This is a genomic window from Thermomonospora umbrina, assembly GCF_003386555.1.
Classification (GTDB): Bacteria; Actinomycetota; Actinomycetes; order Streptosporangiales; family Streptosporangiaceae; genus Thermomonospora; species Thermomonospora umbrina.
Genome location: NZ_QTTT01000001.1, coordinates 4,729,629 through 4,745,682, shown reverse-complemented (window position 1 = coordinate 4,745,682; position 16,054 = coordinate 4,729,629). Strand labels below are relative to the sequence as shown.

Sequence of the window (16,054 nt, the reverse complement as noted above, 5' to 3'; positions counted from 1 at the left end):
CGTGCCGGGTGCGCCGTTCACGCCGATCCCTCCCCGGTGCGGGTCAGGCCGCGCTCCTCGGCGTAGTCCTCCAGCATGGACCTGAGCTGCCGCCGCCCGCGGTGCAGACGCGACATCACGGTGCCGATGGGGGTGCCCATGATGTCGGCGATCTCCTTGTACGCGAATCCCTCCACGTCGGCGAGGTAGACGGCGATGCGGAACTCCTCCGGGAGCTCCTGCAGCGCGGTCTTGACGTCGGAGTCGGGCAGGTGCTCGAGCGCCTCGGCCTCGGCGGACTTCAGCCCGCTGGAGGTGTGCGACTCGGCCCTGGCGAGCTGCCAGTCCTCGATCTCCTCGGTCGCCGACTGCTGTGGCTGCCGCTGCTTCTTGCGATAGTTGTTGATGAAGGTGTTCGTCAGGATCCGGTACAGCCAGGCCTTGAGGTTCGTCCCCTCCCTGAACTGGTGGAAGGACGCGAAGGCCTTGGCGAAGGTCTCCTGCACGAGATCCTCCGCGTCGGCCGGGTTGCGCGTCATGCGCAGCGCGGCCGAGTAGAGCTGGTCCAAGAACGGGAGCACATCGCGCTGGAAACGTTCCTGGCGCTGCTCGACGCTCTCCGTGGTGCCCGGTACCTGACCCACCTCCTTCAAGCGGACGGCGCTTCCGCCGTACGTCTCCGAAGATATAGGGCCGCGCTGACGGATCACGACAGCGCCCCCCGGGGGTGCGGCGACGGCTGTGGTCATGGCCGCCACAACACGCCGGAGAGCCGTACGATTCCCAGTCGGGGCGGTGTGGATGAAGATGACGGCTCCGGGCGTGTCCACGGCAATTCATCGCAATCTGCACGGAGGGTGATGCCGGGCCCGGAGGGGGAAAGAAGTCACGTACATGGCGAGAACAGGAGCAACCTTGCTGCCGCTGCCGGCCACGCCCCCCGAGCGCTCGATCAGCAGCCTGCGTCACGACCCCGGTGAGGGCGGCGATGACCTGGGCCTGTACTGGACCTTCTACTGGGCCGTGGCGGCGGCCCAGCTCCAGCGATGGCTGCCCGAGCGGCGGTCGCGGGTGCTGGACATCTCCGGCGGGCGCACCCTGAGCGCCGCCCGCGCCGCCGCCGCGGGGCACACGGTGGTCGAGGTCCTCGGCGGCGCCGTGGCCCCGGGGCGCCCGACCGCCGTCCCCGGACGACGCAGACCCGGCGCGGCCGGGGGCACCCACCGCGTGATCGGCGACGTGGGCGCGCTGGGCTTCCTGGCGGACGGCTCGGTGGACGCGGTGGTCGCCGAGGACCGGGTGCTGTCCCGCCATCTCGCGACCGAGGCCACCGTCGTGGAGATCGCCCGGGTCCTGCGGCCCGGCGGCCGGATGCTGCTCAGCGTGGACTCGCTGATGCTCGGGATGGCGATGCTGGCCGAGCAGAACTTCTGGGCGCACCTGTCGGACGTGCCGCGCGCCGAGGTGGTGCTGGTCCCCTGGCCGGACGGCACGATCACCCGGTGCTTCTGGTCGGACCAGTTGCGGGAGCTGCTGTCGGAGGCGGGTTTCGAGGTGGAGTGGATCAGGCCCCGCACGGTCCTGTCGCCGTCCACCGTGGAGCACGTGCTGACGGCCGACGCGCACGCGCTGCGCGGCCTGGTGCGGACCGAGCTGACCGCCCTGGTCACCGACGAGTCCGTGGGGATCCATCTGCTGGCCAGTGCGGTCAGGCGCTGATCGGGGCGCCGTGCCTCAACGGCGGGCGCGGTCGTACCGGGACTGGCAGGGCACGCAGCGGGCGGCGTCGGGGCGCGCCTCCAGCCGCCCCTCGGCGACCGGGACGCTGCAGGTGACGCAGCGGCCGTAGGTGCCGGCGGAGATCCGCTGCAGCGCGGCCAGCACCGCGTTGCGCTGCCGTCCGAGGGTCAGCAGGGACGCCTCGGCCTGATCCACGTCCATCAGGTGCGCGACGGTGTCGGCCGGATGCCGGTCCGAGCCCCCGCCGTACGCGGCCCTCAGCAGGGCGATGGAGCGATCCAGGTCGGCGAGCATGTCCTCGAGGCGGCGGCGCGCGGCGGAGGTGTCCACGGTGGTCCGAACTCCCATCGTCAGGCCCCCCGTGGCCGTCCCGGCGGCGCCGTCAGAAGAGGGCGCTCGAACCGGGTTCGTCTCCGGAGATATGCCCATCGGCGGCGGGCTGTATGAGCTCCGGACCGTTGTTTCTCACGTTGTTGACGGCCTTGGACACCGGGAACGCCTCCATGGTGCCGTTCATCGCGGGCACCAGCAGACCGCGCACGTCCTCCAGGGCGGTCAGCTCCGGGTCGAGCCAGGCGTCCCAGTGGTCGGGGGCGACCGTCATCGGCATCCGATCGTGGATGCGCCCGACGTCGTCGGTGGCCTGGGTGGTGATGACCGTGCACGTCCACAGCCACTCGTCCTCGGGCGAACGCCACAGCTCGTACAGCCCGGCCATGGCCATCACCGCGCCGTCGCGGGGACGGATGAAGAACGGCTGCTTGGCGGGCTTGTGCCCCTCGCGCTCCAGGTTGTACCACTCGAAGAAGCCGTCGGCGGGCAGCAGGCAGCGCCGTTTGGCGAACGCCCGCCGGTAGGAGGGCTTCTCGTGCACCGTCTCGGCCCGGGCGTTGATCATCCGGTTGCCGATCTTGGGGTCCTTGGCCCAGGACGGCACCAGCCCCCAGCGCAGCGCCCGCAACTGGCGGACGGCCTGCTGCTCGGCCTGCTCGGCGAGGGCCTCGGAGCCGTCGGCGGGGCGGGGCGCACGGGTCAGGACGGCGGGCACCAGCTTGGTGGGCGCGACGTTGTAGTCGGGCCGGACCGCGTCCTCGGTGGCGTCGAGCTGGACCTGGAACTCGTCGATCAGCTCCTGGCGGGCACGAGCTGTGGCATAACGACCGCACATGGCACCCATACTGCCCGAGACTTCGGGCGTGATCGGCGTTTCCGTGGGCATGAAGCCGGGCATGCGACCCATCAGAATGGTGGCCCGACCCCTCGTGGCCACGCACTTCATCGTGACCGGGCTGGAAACGCTCCGCGATCCCCGTCCACGGGCCGAGCAGATGGCCCCGTCCCTCAAGCCGATGGCCGACCGCCTGGACTGGCTGCCCACCAAGGACCCCGAGACCCTGGTGCGGATCCAGGGCGCGGTGAGCCTGGGCGCGGGCACCCTGCTGGCGCTGGGCCGCTTCCGACGGCTGTCGACGTTCCTGCTGGCGGCCCAGATGGTGCCCACGGTGCTGACCGAGCACCAGTACTGGACCGAGGACGACCCGGAGCGCCGCGAGCAGCAGCGGGACCTGCTGTTCCTCAAGGGCGGGCTGCTGGGCGCCCTGATCATGGTGGCGACCGAGCCGCGCCGGCATCCGGGGCTGGCCGCGCTGCGGCGGCAGGCGCACGACGCCAAGACCCGCGCCGCCGTGGAGTCCCGCGTGCTGCGCAAGCAGGCCAGGAACGAGCTGCGGCAGACCCGTCGGGAGGCGTCCCGGCAGGTGCGCGAGGCGCGCCGGGAGGCCGTCCGCAAGGTGCGGCGCTGAACGCGTCGCCCCCGCCGGCCGATGCCGGTCGCACGTCGTGTCCCGATCGCGCGGGCGATCGCTAACCTGTGCGGTATGCCCACCCCGAACTGGCCCGCCCCGGTGGCGCCCGGCCCGGTCGACGCGACCGTCGCACTGCCGGGCTCCAAGTCCATGACCAACCGGGCGCTGATCCTGGCGGCGCTGGCCGCCGAGCCGACCCGCGTGGTGCGCCCGCTGCGCAGCCGCGACACGCTGCTGATGACGCAGGCCCTGCGCGACCTCGGCGTCCGGGTCGACGAGGAGGGCGACGACTGGCTGATCGCCCCCGGGGGGCCGCGCCCCCTGGGGTCGGTACGGGTCGACGTGGGTCTGGCGGGCACGGTGATGCGATTCCTGCCGCCGGTCGCGGCGCTGGTGGACGGCGAGGTGACCGTCGACGGCGACCCGCGCGCCCGCGAACGGCCGATGCGTCCGATCATCGACGCGCTGCGCGCCCTGGGGGCCGAGATCGACGACGCCGGCCGGGGCTCCCTGCCGTTCACGGTGCGGGGCCGGGGCGCGCTGGCGGGCGGCGCGGTCACCATCGACGCGTCGGGCTCGTCGCAGCTCGTGTCGGGGCTGCTGCTGGCCGCGCCCCGGTTCGCGAAGGGCGTCGAGGTACGGCATGAGGGGCCGCCCGTTCCGTCCGCCCCGCATCTGGAGATGACCGTGCGGATGCTCCGGGAGGCGGGCGCCTCCGTGGAGACGGGCGACGACGTGTGGCGGGTGGCTCCGGGGCCGCTGCGGGGCGGGGAGTCGGTGATCGAGCCCGACCTGTCGAACGCGGCGCAGTTCCTCGGCGCGGCGCTCGTGACGGGGGGCCGGGTGACGGTGCCGGGCTGGCCGTCCGACACCACGCAGCCCGGCGACGCGCTGCGCGGGCTGCTGGCGCGGATGGGCGCGGACGTGTCGACGGGGCCCGAGGGGCTGACGGTGCGGGGCCCCGGTCCCGTGCTCGGGCTGGACGCCGACCTCCGGGACGTCGGTGAGCTGACGCCGGTGATCGCCGCGCTCGCGGCCCTCGCCACGACCCCGTCCCGGTTGACCGGGATCGCGCACCTGCGCGGCCACGAGACCGACCGGCTGGCGGCGCTGGCCCGGGAGATCAACGCGTTGGGCGGCGACGTCCGGGAGCTGCCCGACGGGCTGGAGATCCGGCCGCGTCCCCTGCATGGCGGGCTCTTCCGCACCTACGACGACCACCGGATGGTGATGGCCGCCGCCGTGCTGGGGCTGGCCGTCGAGGGCGTCGAGATCGAGGACGTCGCCACCGTGGGCAAGACCCTGCCCGACTTCACCGGGCTCTGGACCCGCATGCTGGGAGTCTGACACTGGCACGACGACTGAGGGACTTCGACGAGGACGACGTCCGGGTGCGCCCCGGCCGCCGTGGCTCCCGCCCGCGCACCCGCCGCCGCCCCGCCCACGAGGACGCGGTCGAGGGGTTCGTCACGGCCGTCGACCGGGGCCGTTACCGCTGTCTGGTGGACGACCTGCCGGTCACCGCCATGCGCGCCCGCGAGCTGGGCCGCAAGGGCGTCGTGGTCGGCGACCGGGTGGCCCTGGTGGGCGACACCTCCGGCGAGCCCGACGCGCTGGCCCGGATCGTCCGGGTCGAGCCGCGCCGCTCGTCCCTCCGCCGGACCGCCGACGACACCGACCCGTTCGAACGGATCATCGTCGCCAACGCCGACCAACTCGTGATCGTCACGGCCCTGGCGGACCCCGAGCCCCGCCCGAGGATGATCGACCGCTGCCTGGTCGCCGCCTACGACGCCGGCCTCGATCCCCTGCTCTGCCTCACGAAGTCCGACCTGGCCTCCCCCGACGCCCTCGTCACCGAGTACGCGCCGCTCGGCGTCCCCTACATGGTCTCCCATCACGCCAATGAGCTCGACGACCTGCGCGCCCTGCTCCGCGACCGGGTGAGCGTCCTGGTCGGGCACTCGGGAGTGGGCAAGTCCACCCTCGTCAACGGTCTGGTGCCGGAGGCCCACCGGGCGGTCAGCCACGTCAACGTGGTCACCGGCCGAGGCCGCCACACCTCCTCCTCCGCCATCGCGTTCGAACTCCCCGACGGCGGCTGGATCATCGACACCCCCGGCGTCCGCAGCTTCGGCCTGGCCCACGTGCAGCCCGAAACGGTGACCGCCGCCTTCCCGGACCTGGCGGAGGGCGCCACCCACTGCCCACCCCATTGCAACCACCTGCAACCGGACTGCGCCCTGGACACCTGGGTCGCCGAGGGCCACGCCAGCCAGGCCCGCCTCGACTCCCTGCGCCGCCTGTTGACGGCACGAGAACAACCCGAATAGGCACACCGGCCATGGGGCATGAGAACCACCCCAAAGGACAGCAACCATCCGGGGGTTTTGCCCGGTCCTTCAGGCGGGCGGCCCGGAGCGCAAGCGGAGGGCCGTCCGCCTGAAGATCTCCAAGACCGGGCGCGGGGGGCGTGGGGGGTCGCCCCCCCACATCAAACTTGCTCAGTGGGCATGGCGACGATGTGGGGCAGGTTGACGTGCCAGGGCAGGCCGGCCACGTGGGCGATCAGGTCGCCGAGGTCGGCGTCGGAGAGCCAGGTGAGCGTGTCGCGCCAGTCGTCGATGACGGCGTTGACGTCCGGGTGGTCGACGTGGCCCTGCAGTTCGGTGGCGACCAGGCCGGGCTCGATGTTGGTGACGCGGACCCGCCGGGGGGCCAGTTCGGCGCGCAGGTTGCGGGAGAAGTGCGTGAGGGCGGCCTTGGTGGCGCAGTAGACGGCGAAGCTCGGGAACGTCCCGTGCGCGGCGACGGAGGAGATGTCGATCAGGTCGGCGGGGCGGCCCTCGGCGGCGGTGGCGATCAGGTCGGCCAGGAAGGCGTCGGCGACGCGGATCGCCCCGGTGACGTTGATGTCGATCATGCGGTGCCAGTCGTCGGTCCGGCGGTCCTCGAACGGCGCGGCGAGCATCACGCCGGCGTTGTTGACCACCAGGTCGACGCGGCCGAGCTCGTCGGCGATGCGGGCGGCGGCCCGTCCGATCGCGTCGGGGTCGGCGACGTCCGTCGGGACGGCGAGGGCCCGGTCGCCGAGTTCGGCGACGAGCCCGTCCAGCCGGTCGGCCCGGCGGGCCAGCAGCGCGACCCGGGCGCCCCGGGCCGACAGGGCGCGGGCGGTGGCGGCGCCGATGCCGCTGGACGCGCCGGTGACGACGGCGATCCGGCCGGTCAGCGGCTGCGCGGCGGTGGCGGTCTCGAGCGCGGTGGAGGTCATGTGTCGTTCTCCTGAGTGTTCGTCCGGGTGACGACGACCATGCTGCGCGGGCGGACGCGGGCCGCCCAGGGCCCTGGTCTGCCTGGGTTCGGCAGGACCATGTTGCGGACGCCGGCATCACCGATACTGGGCGTCATGGAGAAGCGGGCGGAGTTGGCCGAGTTCCTGCGTTCCCGGAGGGCCCGGCTGCGGCCCGAGGACGTGGGCCTGCAGCCGTTCGGCGGTGACCGTCGGAGGGTCCCCGGGCTGCGGCGGGAGGAGCTCGCCCAGCTCGCCGGGGTGAGCGTGGACTATTACGTGCGGCTGGAGCAGGGCCGCACCCACAACGTGTCCGAGGAGGTGCTGGCCGCCGTGGCGCGGGCGCTGCGGCTGGACGACACCGAGCACACCCATCTGCGCAACCTGGCCCGACCGGGCCGTGACCGGCGGCGGGCCGTGCCCCCGCCGGAGCGGGTGCGGCCGGGTCTGCGGCGGCTGTTGGAGATGTGCGAGGGCGTTCCCGCGTACGTGAGCGGGCGGCGCGCCGACGTGCTGGCCTGGAATCGGATGGCCGCCGCGGTGTTCACGGACTTCGGGGCGTTGCCGCCGGCCGACCGGAACTGGGCGCGGCTGGTCTTCCTGCACGAGGACATGCAGGCCCTGTTCCCGGACTGGACGATCAAGGGCCGGGAGACGGTGGCGTACCTGCGACTGCAGGCGGGCACGTACCCGGACGACCCGGGGCTGGCCGCGCTGGTCGGCGAGCTGTCGGTGAAGAGCGATCATTTCCGGCGGTGGTGGGCCGACCACAACGTCAAGGACAAGCGGTTCGGCCGGAAGGCGATCCGTCATCCGCTGGTCGGCGACATGGAGCTGGACTACGAGACGCTGCAGCCGCCCGGAGATCCCGACCAGATGCTCGTCACGTACACGGCGGCGGCGGGCTCGCAGTCGGAGGACGCGCTGCGACTGCTGGCGAGTTGGAGCGCGGGGATCGAGGACCGCGAGCAAGGCGTCCGGCGGGGATGAGACGGCGGGGGTTCCTCGCCGCCGCGGGCCTGGCGGCGCTGGCGGGCGGGTGCGACGGCGATCGCCCCGCGCCCGCGTCGCCGCCTAGGAGGACACGGTCGGCGTCCCCGTCCGCGACGGGCCCGGCCGACTGGAGGGCCCTCGGGGAGGGCCTGGCGGGCAGCCTGATCAGGCCGGGCGACGACGCGTACGACGAGGCCCGCAAGCTCTACATCCCCCGCTTCGATCGGATCCGCCCCGCCGGGATCGCGTACTGCGCCGAGCCCGAGGACGTGCGCGAGTGCGTCGGGTTCGCCCGGCGCAGAGGGCTCCCGGTCGCGGTGCGCAGTGGCGGCCATGGTTATGCGGGCTGGTCGACCGGTACCGGTCTGGTCATCGACGTGTCTCCCATGAACGTCGTGAAGTCGGACGCCGGGCGGGCGACGGTCGGCGCCGGCGCGCGCCTCATCGAGGTGTACGAGGGGCTGACCGACGAGGGCGTGTCGATCCCTGCGGGCACCTGCCCCACCGTGGGGATCGCGGGGCTCGCGCTCGGCGGCGGCATCGGCGTCCTGTCCCGCCGACACGGCCTGACCTGCGACGTGATGGAGGCCGTCCGGCTGGTGACCGCCGACGGCCGGATCCTGGACTGCGACGCCGAACGTGAGCCCGAGCTGTTCTGGGCGTGCCGTGGCGGGGGCGGCGGCAACTTCGGGGTCGCGGTGGAGTTCGCCTTCCGGACCCATCGGGCCGAGGACCTCACCACGTTCTCCCTGCGGTGGCCGTGGCGGCGGGCCGCGAAGGCGCTCGCCGCCTGGCAGGCGTGGGCCCCGGGCGCGCCGGACGAGCTGTGGTCCGGCCTGCAGATCAACTCCGAGCCGTCGGCCGGCTCCCCCACGCTGGACGTCACGGGTGTGGCGTTCGGGGATCCGGGTCCCCACCTCGACCGGCTCACCGCCCTGGTGGGCTCGGACCCGACGTCCCGGGGCGCCACCGGCCACGGGTACCTCGACGCGATGCGGCTCATGGGCGGGTGCGCCGACGGCGGGGTCGCCGAATGCCATCGGGCGGGGACCCTCCCCGGGAGCCGCCGCGACGGCGGGTTCCCGCGCACGGAGTACACGGCGAAGTCCCATGTGGCGACCCGTCCGCTGCCCGCCTCCGCGATCGAGGGGCTGACCCGCCGCTTCGCGGACGGCAACGGCGTGGCCGGCCGCAGTGTCCTGCTGGACGCGCTGGGCGGCGCGACCGGGCGCGTCCGGGCGGGCGACACCGCGTTCCCGCATCGTGGCGGGCTGTACACGGTGCAGTACATCGCCGCCACCGCCGACCGCGCATGGCTGCGCGGGCTGCACGGCGCGATGGAGCCGCACCTGGGCGGCGCGGCCTACGTCAACTACGCCGACCCCGAGCTGCGCGATTGGCGGCGCGCCCACCACGGGGCCGGGTACGAGCGGCTCGCCCGGGTGAAGCGCGCCTACGACCTGGAGCGGCTGTTCACGTTCGCACAGTCGATCGGGTGATGCGGGCGATGGACTCGTCGTCGCAGTCGGCCCAGAAGCCGCCCGCCACCTCCTCCAGGTGATCCATCGACTCGGCCCGGAACAGCACGTCCTGGTACTTGGTGATGTCGTACTCGGTGGTCCCCATGGCGGCGAGGTCCAGTGGCCGGATGGTCATCCCCCGGAACTCCTCGATCTCCCCGTACGAGGACAGGATCCCGGCCCCGTACGCCTTGAGCTCCCCCGCCTCGGCCATCACCCCGAACTCCAGGGTGAACCAGAAGACCTTGGAGACGAACTCCAGCGCCTCCTGGGTCTCCACCCGGCGGGCGGCGTGGCCCGCCACCCGGTACAGCGCGGCGAACCGGTCCGAGGCCAGGGTGTTGCCGTGCCCGATGACCTCGTGGATCACGTCCGGCTCCGGCGTGTAGAACGGCGTGGAGTGGTGCCGGATGTACTGGGTGGAGTGGAAGTAGAAGTCGGCCAGCGAGCCGTAGAAGTCCCGGAGCGGCACCAGCCCGGCGGCGGGCAGGTAGCGGAACCCGGTGAGCGGCCTCAGCATCTCCGAGACCTCCTGGAGCTGCGGGATCCGGTCCTCGGGCAGCCCCAGCCGTTCCTTGGCCGCCAGGAACTCCCCGACCGCGTACCGGCGGTGCTTGGCCGCCAGCTCACGGCTGACGACGCGCCAGACCTCCTGCTCCTCGGCGGTGTACTCGGTCTCCGGGACGGGGTCGCCGCGCCGGTGGTCGAGCGCGAGCCGCGCGATCGCGTTGCGCCTGGCGCGGTAGACGGGGTCCGCGAAACCGGGGTGGCTCGTGGCCAGCTCGACGGTGACCTCGCCGTGCTCGTCGGTGTTGACGGGCGCGAAGTACTGCGCTTCCTCCATCATCCTGCGCCTCCTCGTTGAAGCGGATGGATGCTTCCGAGAAGACCAGGTTGTGCCCCGAAATGGCAAGAAGAGTCCGGCCGGTGTTCAGGCGGGGGGCGGGGGCGCGCCCGTCAGCTCGCGCAGCAGGGACATGGCCCGCGCCTCGGCGTCGCCGAGCGCCGCGACGTGGGAGGGCGCGAGCTCCTCCACGCAGTACGCCATCGCGTTCGTGACCTGGCTGAACGCGGTCTCCTCGGCGGCCCGCAGCGCCGCCCGGACGGTGGCGCAGCGGGCGCCCAGCGCCGACCACTCCAGCTCCAGCCGCCCCACGGCCTCGTCGAACGCCCCGGCGGCGGTGGCGGCCTCCTCGCCCAGCTCCGGCGGGATCGGCCCGCGCCCGTGCGAACGGCAGCGCCCCGACAGCGCGGAGATCCGCCCGGCCAGCGCCAGGCCCTCGCGGGCCAGCGGCAGCACCTCGTGGATCAGGTCGGTGATCGCCTTGGCCAGCTCCTCGACCCGGGCCAGCATCACCTGGGTGGCCTCGTCCAGCGCCGTCGCCGAGCGGGCCTCCACCCGTTCGGCCACCGCGTGCTCCTGCCGGGTGATCAGCGGGCCGACCTCGTCCTCCAGCCGGGCGCGGAGCTCCCCGGCCCAGCGGACGACGTCCGGCGGCGGCGACATGGCGTCCGGTCGGACGGCGGCGGCGGCGCTCTCCTCGCAGGCCGCGCGGATCCGGTCCCGGCGTTCGCGGCCGGAGGCGGTGATCTCGGCGGAGACCTCGCCGAACGCCTCGTCCACCCGCGCCTTGAGGCGTTCCACCCGCTCGTACAGGGACTCCCGCTTGAACGGCTCGTTCAGCTCGGCCAGCAGGCCCTGCAGCCGCCGGGACACGTCGATGGCGTGCTCGGCCAACGGCACCAGCCGGTCGGCCAGCTCGTCGAGCGTCCGGGCGCGGCGGGGGTCGGTCAGCTCCGCCACCCACGCGGGGAGGTCGTGCGGCACGTGCTGCATGGCGCCATGCTCCCACCTCCGGGCTCACGGGAGACCCGGAACCCGGCCGCCGGTCCGGTAGCGTTGCTCGCCGTGGCGGACTACTCCGATGACCTGCGGCTGGCGCACGTGCTGGCGGACGCGGCCGACGACATCACGACCAAGCGTTTCCGCGCGCTCGATCTGCGCATCGACACCAAACCGGACCTGACCCCCGTCAGCGACGCCGACCGTTCGGTCGAGGAGCAGGTGCGCGGCACCCTCAAGCGGGCCCGTCCGCGCGACGGGGTGGTCGGCGAGGAGTACGGGCGGACGGGCGGCCAGGGCGCGCGCTGCTGGATCGTCGACCCCATCGACGGCACCAAGAACTTCGTGCGCGGCGTCCCCGTGTGGGCGACGCTGATCGCGCTGATGGACCACGACGAGGTGGTCGTGGGGCTGGTGTCGGCGCCCGCGCTCAACCGGCGCTGGTGGGCGGCGCGCGACGGCGGCGCCTGGACGGGCCGCAGCCTGTCGCAGGCCGCCCGGCTCCAGGTGTCGAAGGTCGCCGACCTGTCGGACGCCTCCCTGTCGTTCTCCAGCCTGTCCGGCTGGGAGGAGAAGGGTCGGCTGGACGGCTTCCTCGACCTGACGCGTTCGGTGTGGCGGACCCGCGCCTACGGGGACTTCTGGTCGCACATGATGGTCGCCGAGGGCTCGGTGGACATCTCGACCGAGCCCGAGGTCTCCCTGTGGGACCTGGCGGCGCTGCAGGTCATCGTGGAGGAGGCCGGCGGCGTCTTCACGGACCTTTCGGGGGCTCCGGGTCCGGACGGCGGCAGCGTGGTCTGCACCAACGGCCTCCTGCACGCCGAGGTGCTGGAGACGCTCGGCGGTCGACGGGCCTAGACCGCGCCCGGCCGGGAGGGCGGACGCGATATATCGTGGTTCTGCGGCCGAATCCGGAACCACCGGCGCGCCACGGCCGTTCTTCCAGGTGACACCTCGGAGGTGGTCGTGTTGACGTCGAAGACCAAGGTCGCCATGGGCGGCGTCGCGCTGGGCGTGATCGCCCTCTGGCTGATCCCCGGCTGGATCCTCACGCTGCTCGTGCTGGGCGCCATCGCGGTGCCGGTCGCCGCGTACCTGATGCTCGACCCGTCGCAGCGCCGCAAGGTCCGGGCCCGGGGCCGCAAGCGCCTGGGGGCCTGACACCCGCCGCCCCGGCCGTGCGAGCATCGTTCCCGTGACGGGCATCGGACGGGTCGGGGTGGTGGGCGCCGGGATCCTCGGGCTGGCGGTGGCGCGGCGCTTGGCGGCGGCGGGCGCGGAGGTGACCGTCCTCGACAAGGAGGACCGGGTCGCCGCACACCAGACCGGACACAACAGCGGGGTGGCGCACGCCGGGCTCTACTACGCGCCCGGCTCCCTCAAGGCGACGCTCTGCCGGCGCGGCGTCGGCCTGCTCAAGGAGTACTGCGCCGAGCGGGGCCTGCCGTACGAGGAGTGCGGCAAGGTGGTCGTCGCCCGGCACGAGGGTGAGGTGCCGGCCCTGCGCGAGATCGAGCGGCGGGCCACCGCGAACGGCGTGCCTGGACTGCGGTGGCTGGACGCCGCCGGGCTCCGCGAGGTCGAGCCGCACGCGGCCGGGGTCGCCGCCCTGCACTCGCCGCACACCGCGATCGTGGACTTCCCCGCCGTCGCGCGCGCCTACGCCGACGACGTGGTCGACGCCGGCGGCACCGTGCGGCTCGGGTACGAGACCACCCGGATCCGCGCCGCCGGGGGCGAGGTCGTCGTCAACGAGGAGTTGGTCTTCGACCGGCTGGTGGTCTGTGCGGGGCTGCACTCCGACCGGGTGGCGCGGCTCGCGGGCGACTCCCCCGCCCCGGCGATCGTGCCGTTCCGGGGCGAGTACCACCGGCTGGTCCCCGAGCGGACGGGGCTGGTGCGGGGGCTGATCTATCCGGTGCCCGATCCGCGTTACCCGTTCCTGGGGGTCCACTTCACCCGGCGGGTCGACGGAGGCGTCGACGTGGGGCCCAACGCGGTGCTCGCGTCGGCCCGCGAGGGCTACCGGCGTCGCGACGTGCGCGCCGGTGATCTGTGGGAGACGCTGCGGGGGCCGGGGTTCCGGCGGCTGGCGCGCCGTCACTGGCGCACCGGTGTCCGGGAGATGTACGGCTCGGCGTTCCGGCACGCGTTCGCCGCCGAGGCGCGCTCGTTCGTGCCGGAGCTGAAGACCTCCGACCTGGTGCCGGCGCCGGCGGGGGTGCGGGCTCAGGCCGTCGATCCGGACGGCTCCCTGGTGGACGACTTCCGGATCGGGCGTCTCGGCCCCATCACGACCGTCCGCAACGCCCCGTCGCCGGCCGCCACCTCGTCACTGGCGATCGCCGAGCACGTGGTCGCGCAGCTCGGGCAGCTCGGGTAGCGCCGCCACCGGGCCCAGCCGGCCCAGGCGATCGACCTCGACGAGCAGCAGGGCGGCGTCGTCGTCGAGCCGACCGCCGGTGTGGCCGAGCAGGTCGTCCTCCAGCCGTTCCAGGAACGGCCCGAGGCAGGTGTCGGCGTCACGGCGCATCAGGTCGGCCGCCCGTTGCGCCAGCGGATAGTCGCGGCCCGCCGCGTCGCGGGCCTCGATGACGCCGTCGGTGTAGAACAGCAGCCGGTCGCCCGGGCGGACCGGGAGGGGCTCGGCGGCGCACCAGCCGTCGGCGAGGTCGAGCAGGCCCAGCGGCGGGGCGGGGGCCAGGGAGACGGGGAACGTCGCCGTCCCGTCGCGCAGCAGCAGCGGGGGCGGATGGCCGCAGTAGACGATCTCGGCGGGGCCGTCCCCCGACGGCAGACCCATCAGCAGCGCGGTGACGAAGCCCTCGTCGTCCGCCGGGCGGGCGCGGACCAGCGCGTCGAGCCGTACCGCGACCCCGCTCAGCGACGGCTCGTGCCGGGCCAGCTCCCGGAACGCGCCCAGCACGTCGGCGGCTCGCGCCACCGCGGCCAGCCCCTTGCCGCTCACGTCGCCGATGATCAGACGGGTGCCGTACGGGGTGTCGAGCACGTCGTACAGGTCGCCGCCGACCGTGGCCCGCGCGTCGGCGGCGAGGTAGCGGACGTCGGCCCGCAGATCGCCCACCCGCCGGGGCACCGGCCGCAGCAGTGCCCGCTGCACCGTCTCGGCCACCCGGCGCAGCTCCGCCAGCTCCCGGTCGCGGCGGACGACGGAACCGGCCAGCAGCCAGGCCGGCGCGGTGGCCGCGACCCCGGCCGCGGCGAACGCCATGCCCGCGGAGGGTGCGCTGCCCCAGTGCAGCGCGCCGAGGATCGTCCCCGCGCCCAGCGTGCTCGCGCACGACACCATCCGCCGCATACCGCCCCCTTTCGCGTTCCCCACCCGCAGGACAGACCACCCCCGGTCGCATCGTAGCCAGATGATCACTTGTGGTTAGACGGTTCGACGCATCCCGTTCACTTTCTTGGTGGAAGTGGGCGGGTCAACCGGGAACGGACGGAACCATGGCCGGATCCGTCGTCGCCCACGGCGCGTCGCCGCCCGGTCACGGGGTGTCCCGGTCCGCGTCGATGCTCTCCAGCAGGACGGGGAGGCCGTCCCTGGGCGAGGGCAGCGAGGTCGTGTCGAGCCTCCACTCGTAGCCCTCCGGGACGCTCCAGCGGTAGCGCAGCAGCACCTGGTGCAGCACCGACTTGATCTGCAGCCCAGCGAAGTGCAGACCGATGCACTTGTGCGCCCCGCCTCCGAACGGCTCCCAGGCGTACTTGTGGACCTTGTCCTCGCGACGGTCGTCGGCGAACCGCCCCGGATCGAACCGTTCGGGGTCGGCCCAGACCTCCGGCATGCGGTGGTTGGTGAGGAGCGGCACCACCACCGTCGTGCCCTTCGGGATGTGGAAGCCCAGGATCGAGGTGTCCTTCACCACCCGACGCGGCAGCGCGGGCACCGGGGGCACCAGCCGCAGCGCCTCCCTCATCACCAGGTCGAGGGACACCAGCGCGCCCAGGTCCTCGAAGGTCGGCACCGCCTTGCCCAGCGCCACCGACTCGGCGCGGACCCGTTCCTGCCATTCGGGGTGCCGGGCCAGGTGGTACGCCATCGTGGTCATGGTGATGGTGGACGTGTCGTGCGCCGCCATCAACGCGAAGATCATGTGGTTGACGACGTCGTCGTCGGTGAAGCGGTGGCCGTCGTCGGTCTCGGCCTGGCACAGCGCCGCGAACAGGTCGTCGCCGCCGTCCCGCCGCTTGGCCGGCAGATGTCGATGGAAGAACGCCTCCAGCACCTTGCGGGCCCGCAGCCCCTTGTGCCAGCGCAGGCCGGGCACCGGGAAGCGGACGTAGGCGGTGCCCGCGCGGACGGCGTCGATGAACGCCCCGTTGACGCGGTCGGCCTCGGCACGATCGAGCTCCACACCCATGAAGACGTCCGCGGCCAGGTCCAGCGTGAGCTGCTTCATGTGGTCGTAGACCTTGAAGTCGGCGCCCGGCCGCCACGCCTCGATGCCCCGGGTGATCCCCGGCCCCATCGTCTCCAAGTAGGCGCGCAGCCTGGGCCCGGTGAACGCCTGCTGCATGATCCGGCGGTGGTGCAGGTGCTCGTCGAAGTCCAGCAGCATGATGCCGCGGTGGAAGAACGGGCCGATGAAGTACTTCCAGGCCGGCCCGTTGGCGAACGCCTTGTCCCGGTTGACCAGGACCGCCTCGGCCGCCTCCGGCCCCTGGACGGTCACCGTGCGCAGACCCAGCAGCCAGCCCCAGGTCACCGGCCCGAACCGCTCGTAGCGCTTGCGCGCGGTCCCGAACGGGTCCCGCATGGTCTGGACGGTGTGGCCGATCAGGGGGATGCCGCGGGCGCCGCGGACCGCCTTGAGTCCGCTGCCCTCCGGCGGGGCCGCGAGGATCGTGGGCATGGAGT

Annotated in this window: 17 protein-coding genes; 9 read left to right on the top strand and 8 right to left on the bottom strand. The window is 73.4% G+C overall.

The window, feature by feature from the left end:
• Positions 1 to 17 precede the first annotated feature (17 nt).
• Positions 18 to 623, bottom strand: coding sequence for a sigma-70 family RNA polymerase sigma factor (locus DFJ69_RS21155; protein ID WP_211328679.1), 606 nt, complete (start codon positions 621 to 623; stop codon positions 18 to 20).
• Between the two features lie 271 nt (positions 624 to 894).
• On the opposite strand from DFJ69_RS21155, the gene DFJ69_RS21150 reads away from it, so the two are divergent.
• Positions 895 to 1,698, top strand: coding sequence for a methyltransferase domain-containing protein (locus DFJ69_RS21150; RefSeq protein ID WP_116024207.1), 804 nt, complete (start codon positions 895 to 897; stop codon positions 1,696 to 1,698).
• Between the two features lie 15 nt (positions 1,699 to 1,713).
• Here the strand turns inward: DFJ69_RS21150 and DFJ69_RS21145 are convergent, their stop codons facing one another.
• Entirely contained in the window at positions 1,714 to 2,067 is a 354-nt protein-coding gene (locus DFJ69_RS21145) for a TraR/DksA family transcriptional regulator (RefSeq protein WP_116024206.1), read from the bottom strand.
• 34 nt (positions 2,068 to 2,101) lie between these two features.
• A complete protein-coding gene (locus tag DFJ69_RS21140; RefSeq protein WP_170177731.1) occupies positions 2,102 to 2,887 on the bottom strand; it encodes an SOS response-associated peptidase in 786 nt (261 codons plus the stop codon).
• 61 nt (positions 2,888 to 2,948) lie between these two features.
• On the opposite strand from DFJ69_RS21140, the gene DFJ69_RS21135 reads away from it, so the two are divergent.
• From DFJ69_RS21135 to rsgA, 3 genes are all read left to right on the top strand, one after another.
• A complete protein-coding gene (locus DFJ69_RS21135; RefSeq protein WP_116024205.1) occupies positions 2,949 to 3,521 on the top strand; it encodes a DoxX family membrane protein in 573 nt (190 codons plus the stop codon).
• Between the two features lie 75 nt (positions 3,522 to 3,596).
• Positions 3,597 to 4,871: a 3-phosphoshikimate 1-carboxyvinyltransferase gene (aroA, locus tag DFJ69_RS21130; protein WP_116024204.1), complete on the top strand. Its 1,275-nt coding sequence runs from the start codon at positions 3,597 to 3,599 to the stop codon at positions 4,869 to 4,871.
• 44 nt (positions 4,872 to 4,915) lie between these two features.
• Positions 4,916 to 5,857, top strand: a complete 942-nt coding sequence (gene rsgA / locus DFJ69_RS21125; protein WP_245974497.1) for a ribosome small subunit-dependent GTPase A — start codon at positions 4,916 to 4,918, stop codon at positions 5,855 to 5,857.
• Positions 5,858 to 6,018: 161 nt separating this feature from the next.
• Here rsgA and DFJ69_RS21120 read toward each other — a convergent pair whose 3' ends face one another.
• On the bottom strand, positions 6,019 to 6,798 hold the full coding sequence (locus DFJ69_RS21120; protein ID WP_116024202.1) for an SDR family oxidoreductase: 780 nt from the start codon (positions 6,796 to 6,798) through the stop codon (positions 6,019 to 6,021).
• A 135-nt stretch (positions 6,799 to 6,933) separates the two neighbouring features.
• On the opposite strand from DFJ69_RS21120, the gene DFJ69_RS21115 reads away from it, so the two are divergent.
• Complete coding sequence (locus tag DFJ69_RS21115; RefSeq protein ID WP_211328678.1) at positions 6,934 to 7,806, top strand: helix-turn-helix transcriptional regulator; 873 nt, start codon at positions 6,934 to 6,936, stop codon at positions 7,804 to 7,806.
• On the top strand, positions 7,803 to 9,308 hold the full coding sequence (locus DFJ69_RS21110; RefSeq protein ID WP_116024201.1) for an FAD-binding oxidoreductase: 1,506 nt from the start codon (positions 7,803 to 7,805) through the stop codon (positions 9,306 to 9,308). Before DFJ69_RS21115 ends, DFJ69_RS21110 begins: the two co-directional genes overlap by 4 nt.
• Here DFJ69_RS21110 and DFJ69_RS21105 read toward each other — a convergent pair.
• Positions 9,283 to 10,176 carry a phenylalanine 4-monooxygenase gene (locus tag DFJ69_RS21105; protein WP_116024200.1) on the bottom strand — a complete coding sequence of 298 codons (894 nt, stop codon included), beginning with the start codon at positions 10,174 to 10,176 and terminating at the stop codon, positions 9,283 to 9,285. The genes DFJ69_RS21110 and DFJ69_RS21105 overlap by 26 nt on opposite strands.
• An 84-nt stretch (positions 10,177 to 10,260) precedes the next feature.
• Positions 10,261 to 11,166, bottom strand: coding sequence for a hypothetical protein (locus tag DFJ69_RS21100; RefSeq protein WP_116024199.1), 906 nt, complete (start codon positions 11,164 to 11,166; stop codon positions 10,261 to 10,263).
• 72 nt (positions 11,167 to 11,238) lie between these two features.
• Between DFJ69_RS21100 and hisN the strand changes: the two genes are divergently transcribed.
• The 3 genes from hisN (at position 11,239) to lhgO (ending at position 13,558) form a co-directional block, all read left to right on the top strand.
• Complete coding sequence (gene hisN, locus DFJ69_RS21095) at positions 11,239 to 12,033, top strand: histidinol-phosphatase (protein WP_116026779.1); 795 nt, start codon at positions 11,239 to 11,241, stop codon at positions 12,031 to 12,033.
• A 111-nt stretch (positions 12,034 to 12,144) separates the two neighbouring features.
• Positions 12,145 to 12,336 carry a hypothetical protein gene (locus DFJ69_RS21090; RefSeq protein ID WP_116026778.1) on the top strand — a complete coding sequence of 64 codons (192 nt, stop codon included), beginning with the start codon at positions 12,145 to 12,147 and terminating at the stop codon, positions 12,334 to 12,336.
• Between the two features lie 34 nt (positions 12,337 to 12,370).
• Positions 12,371 to 13,558, top strand: coding sequence for an L-2-hydroxyglutarate oxidase (lhgO, locus tag DFJ69_RS21085; RefSeq protein ID WP_245974496.1), 1,188 nt, complete (start codon positions 12,371 to 12,373; stop codon positions 13,556 to 13,558).
• On the opposite strand, the gene DFJ69_RS21080 is transcribed toward lhgO, so the two are convergent.
• Both DFJ69_RS21080 and DFJ69_RS21075 read right to left on the bottom strand, forming a co-directional pair.
• Positions 13,508 to 14,494 carry a PP2C family protein-serine/threonine phosphatase gene (locus DFJ69_RS21080; RefSeq protein ID WP_116024198.1) on the bottom strand — a complete coding sequence of 329 codons (987 nt, stop codon included), beginning with the start codon at positions 14,492 to 14,494 and terminating at the stop codon, positions 13,508 to 13,510. The two genes, lhgO and DFJ69_RS21080, sit on opposite strands and share 51 nt — an antisense overlap.
• A gap of 187 nt (positions 14,495 to 14,681) precedes the next feature.
• A complete protein-coding gene (locus tag DFJ69_RS21075; protein ID WP_116024197.1) occupies positions 14,682 to 16,049 on the bottom strand; it encodes a cytochrome P450 in 1,368 nt (455 codons plus the stop codon).
• Positions 16,050 to 16,054: the final 5 nt, after the last annotated feature.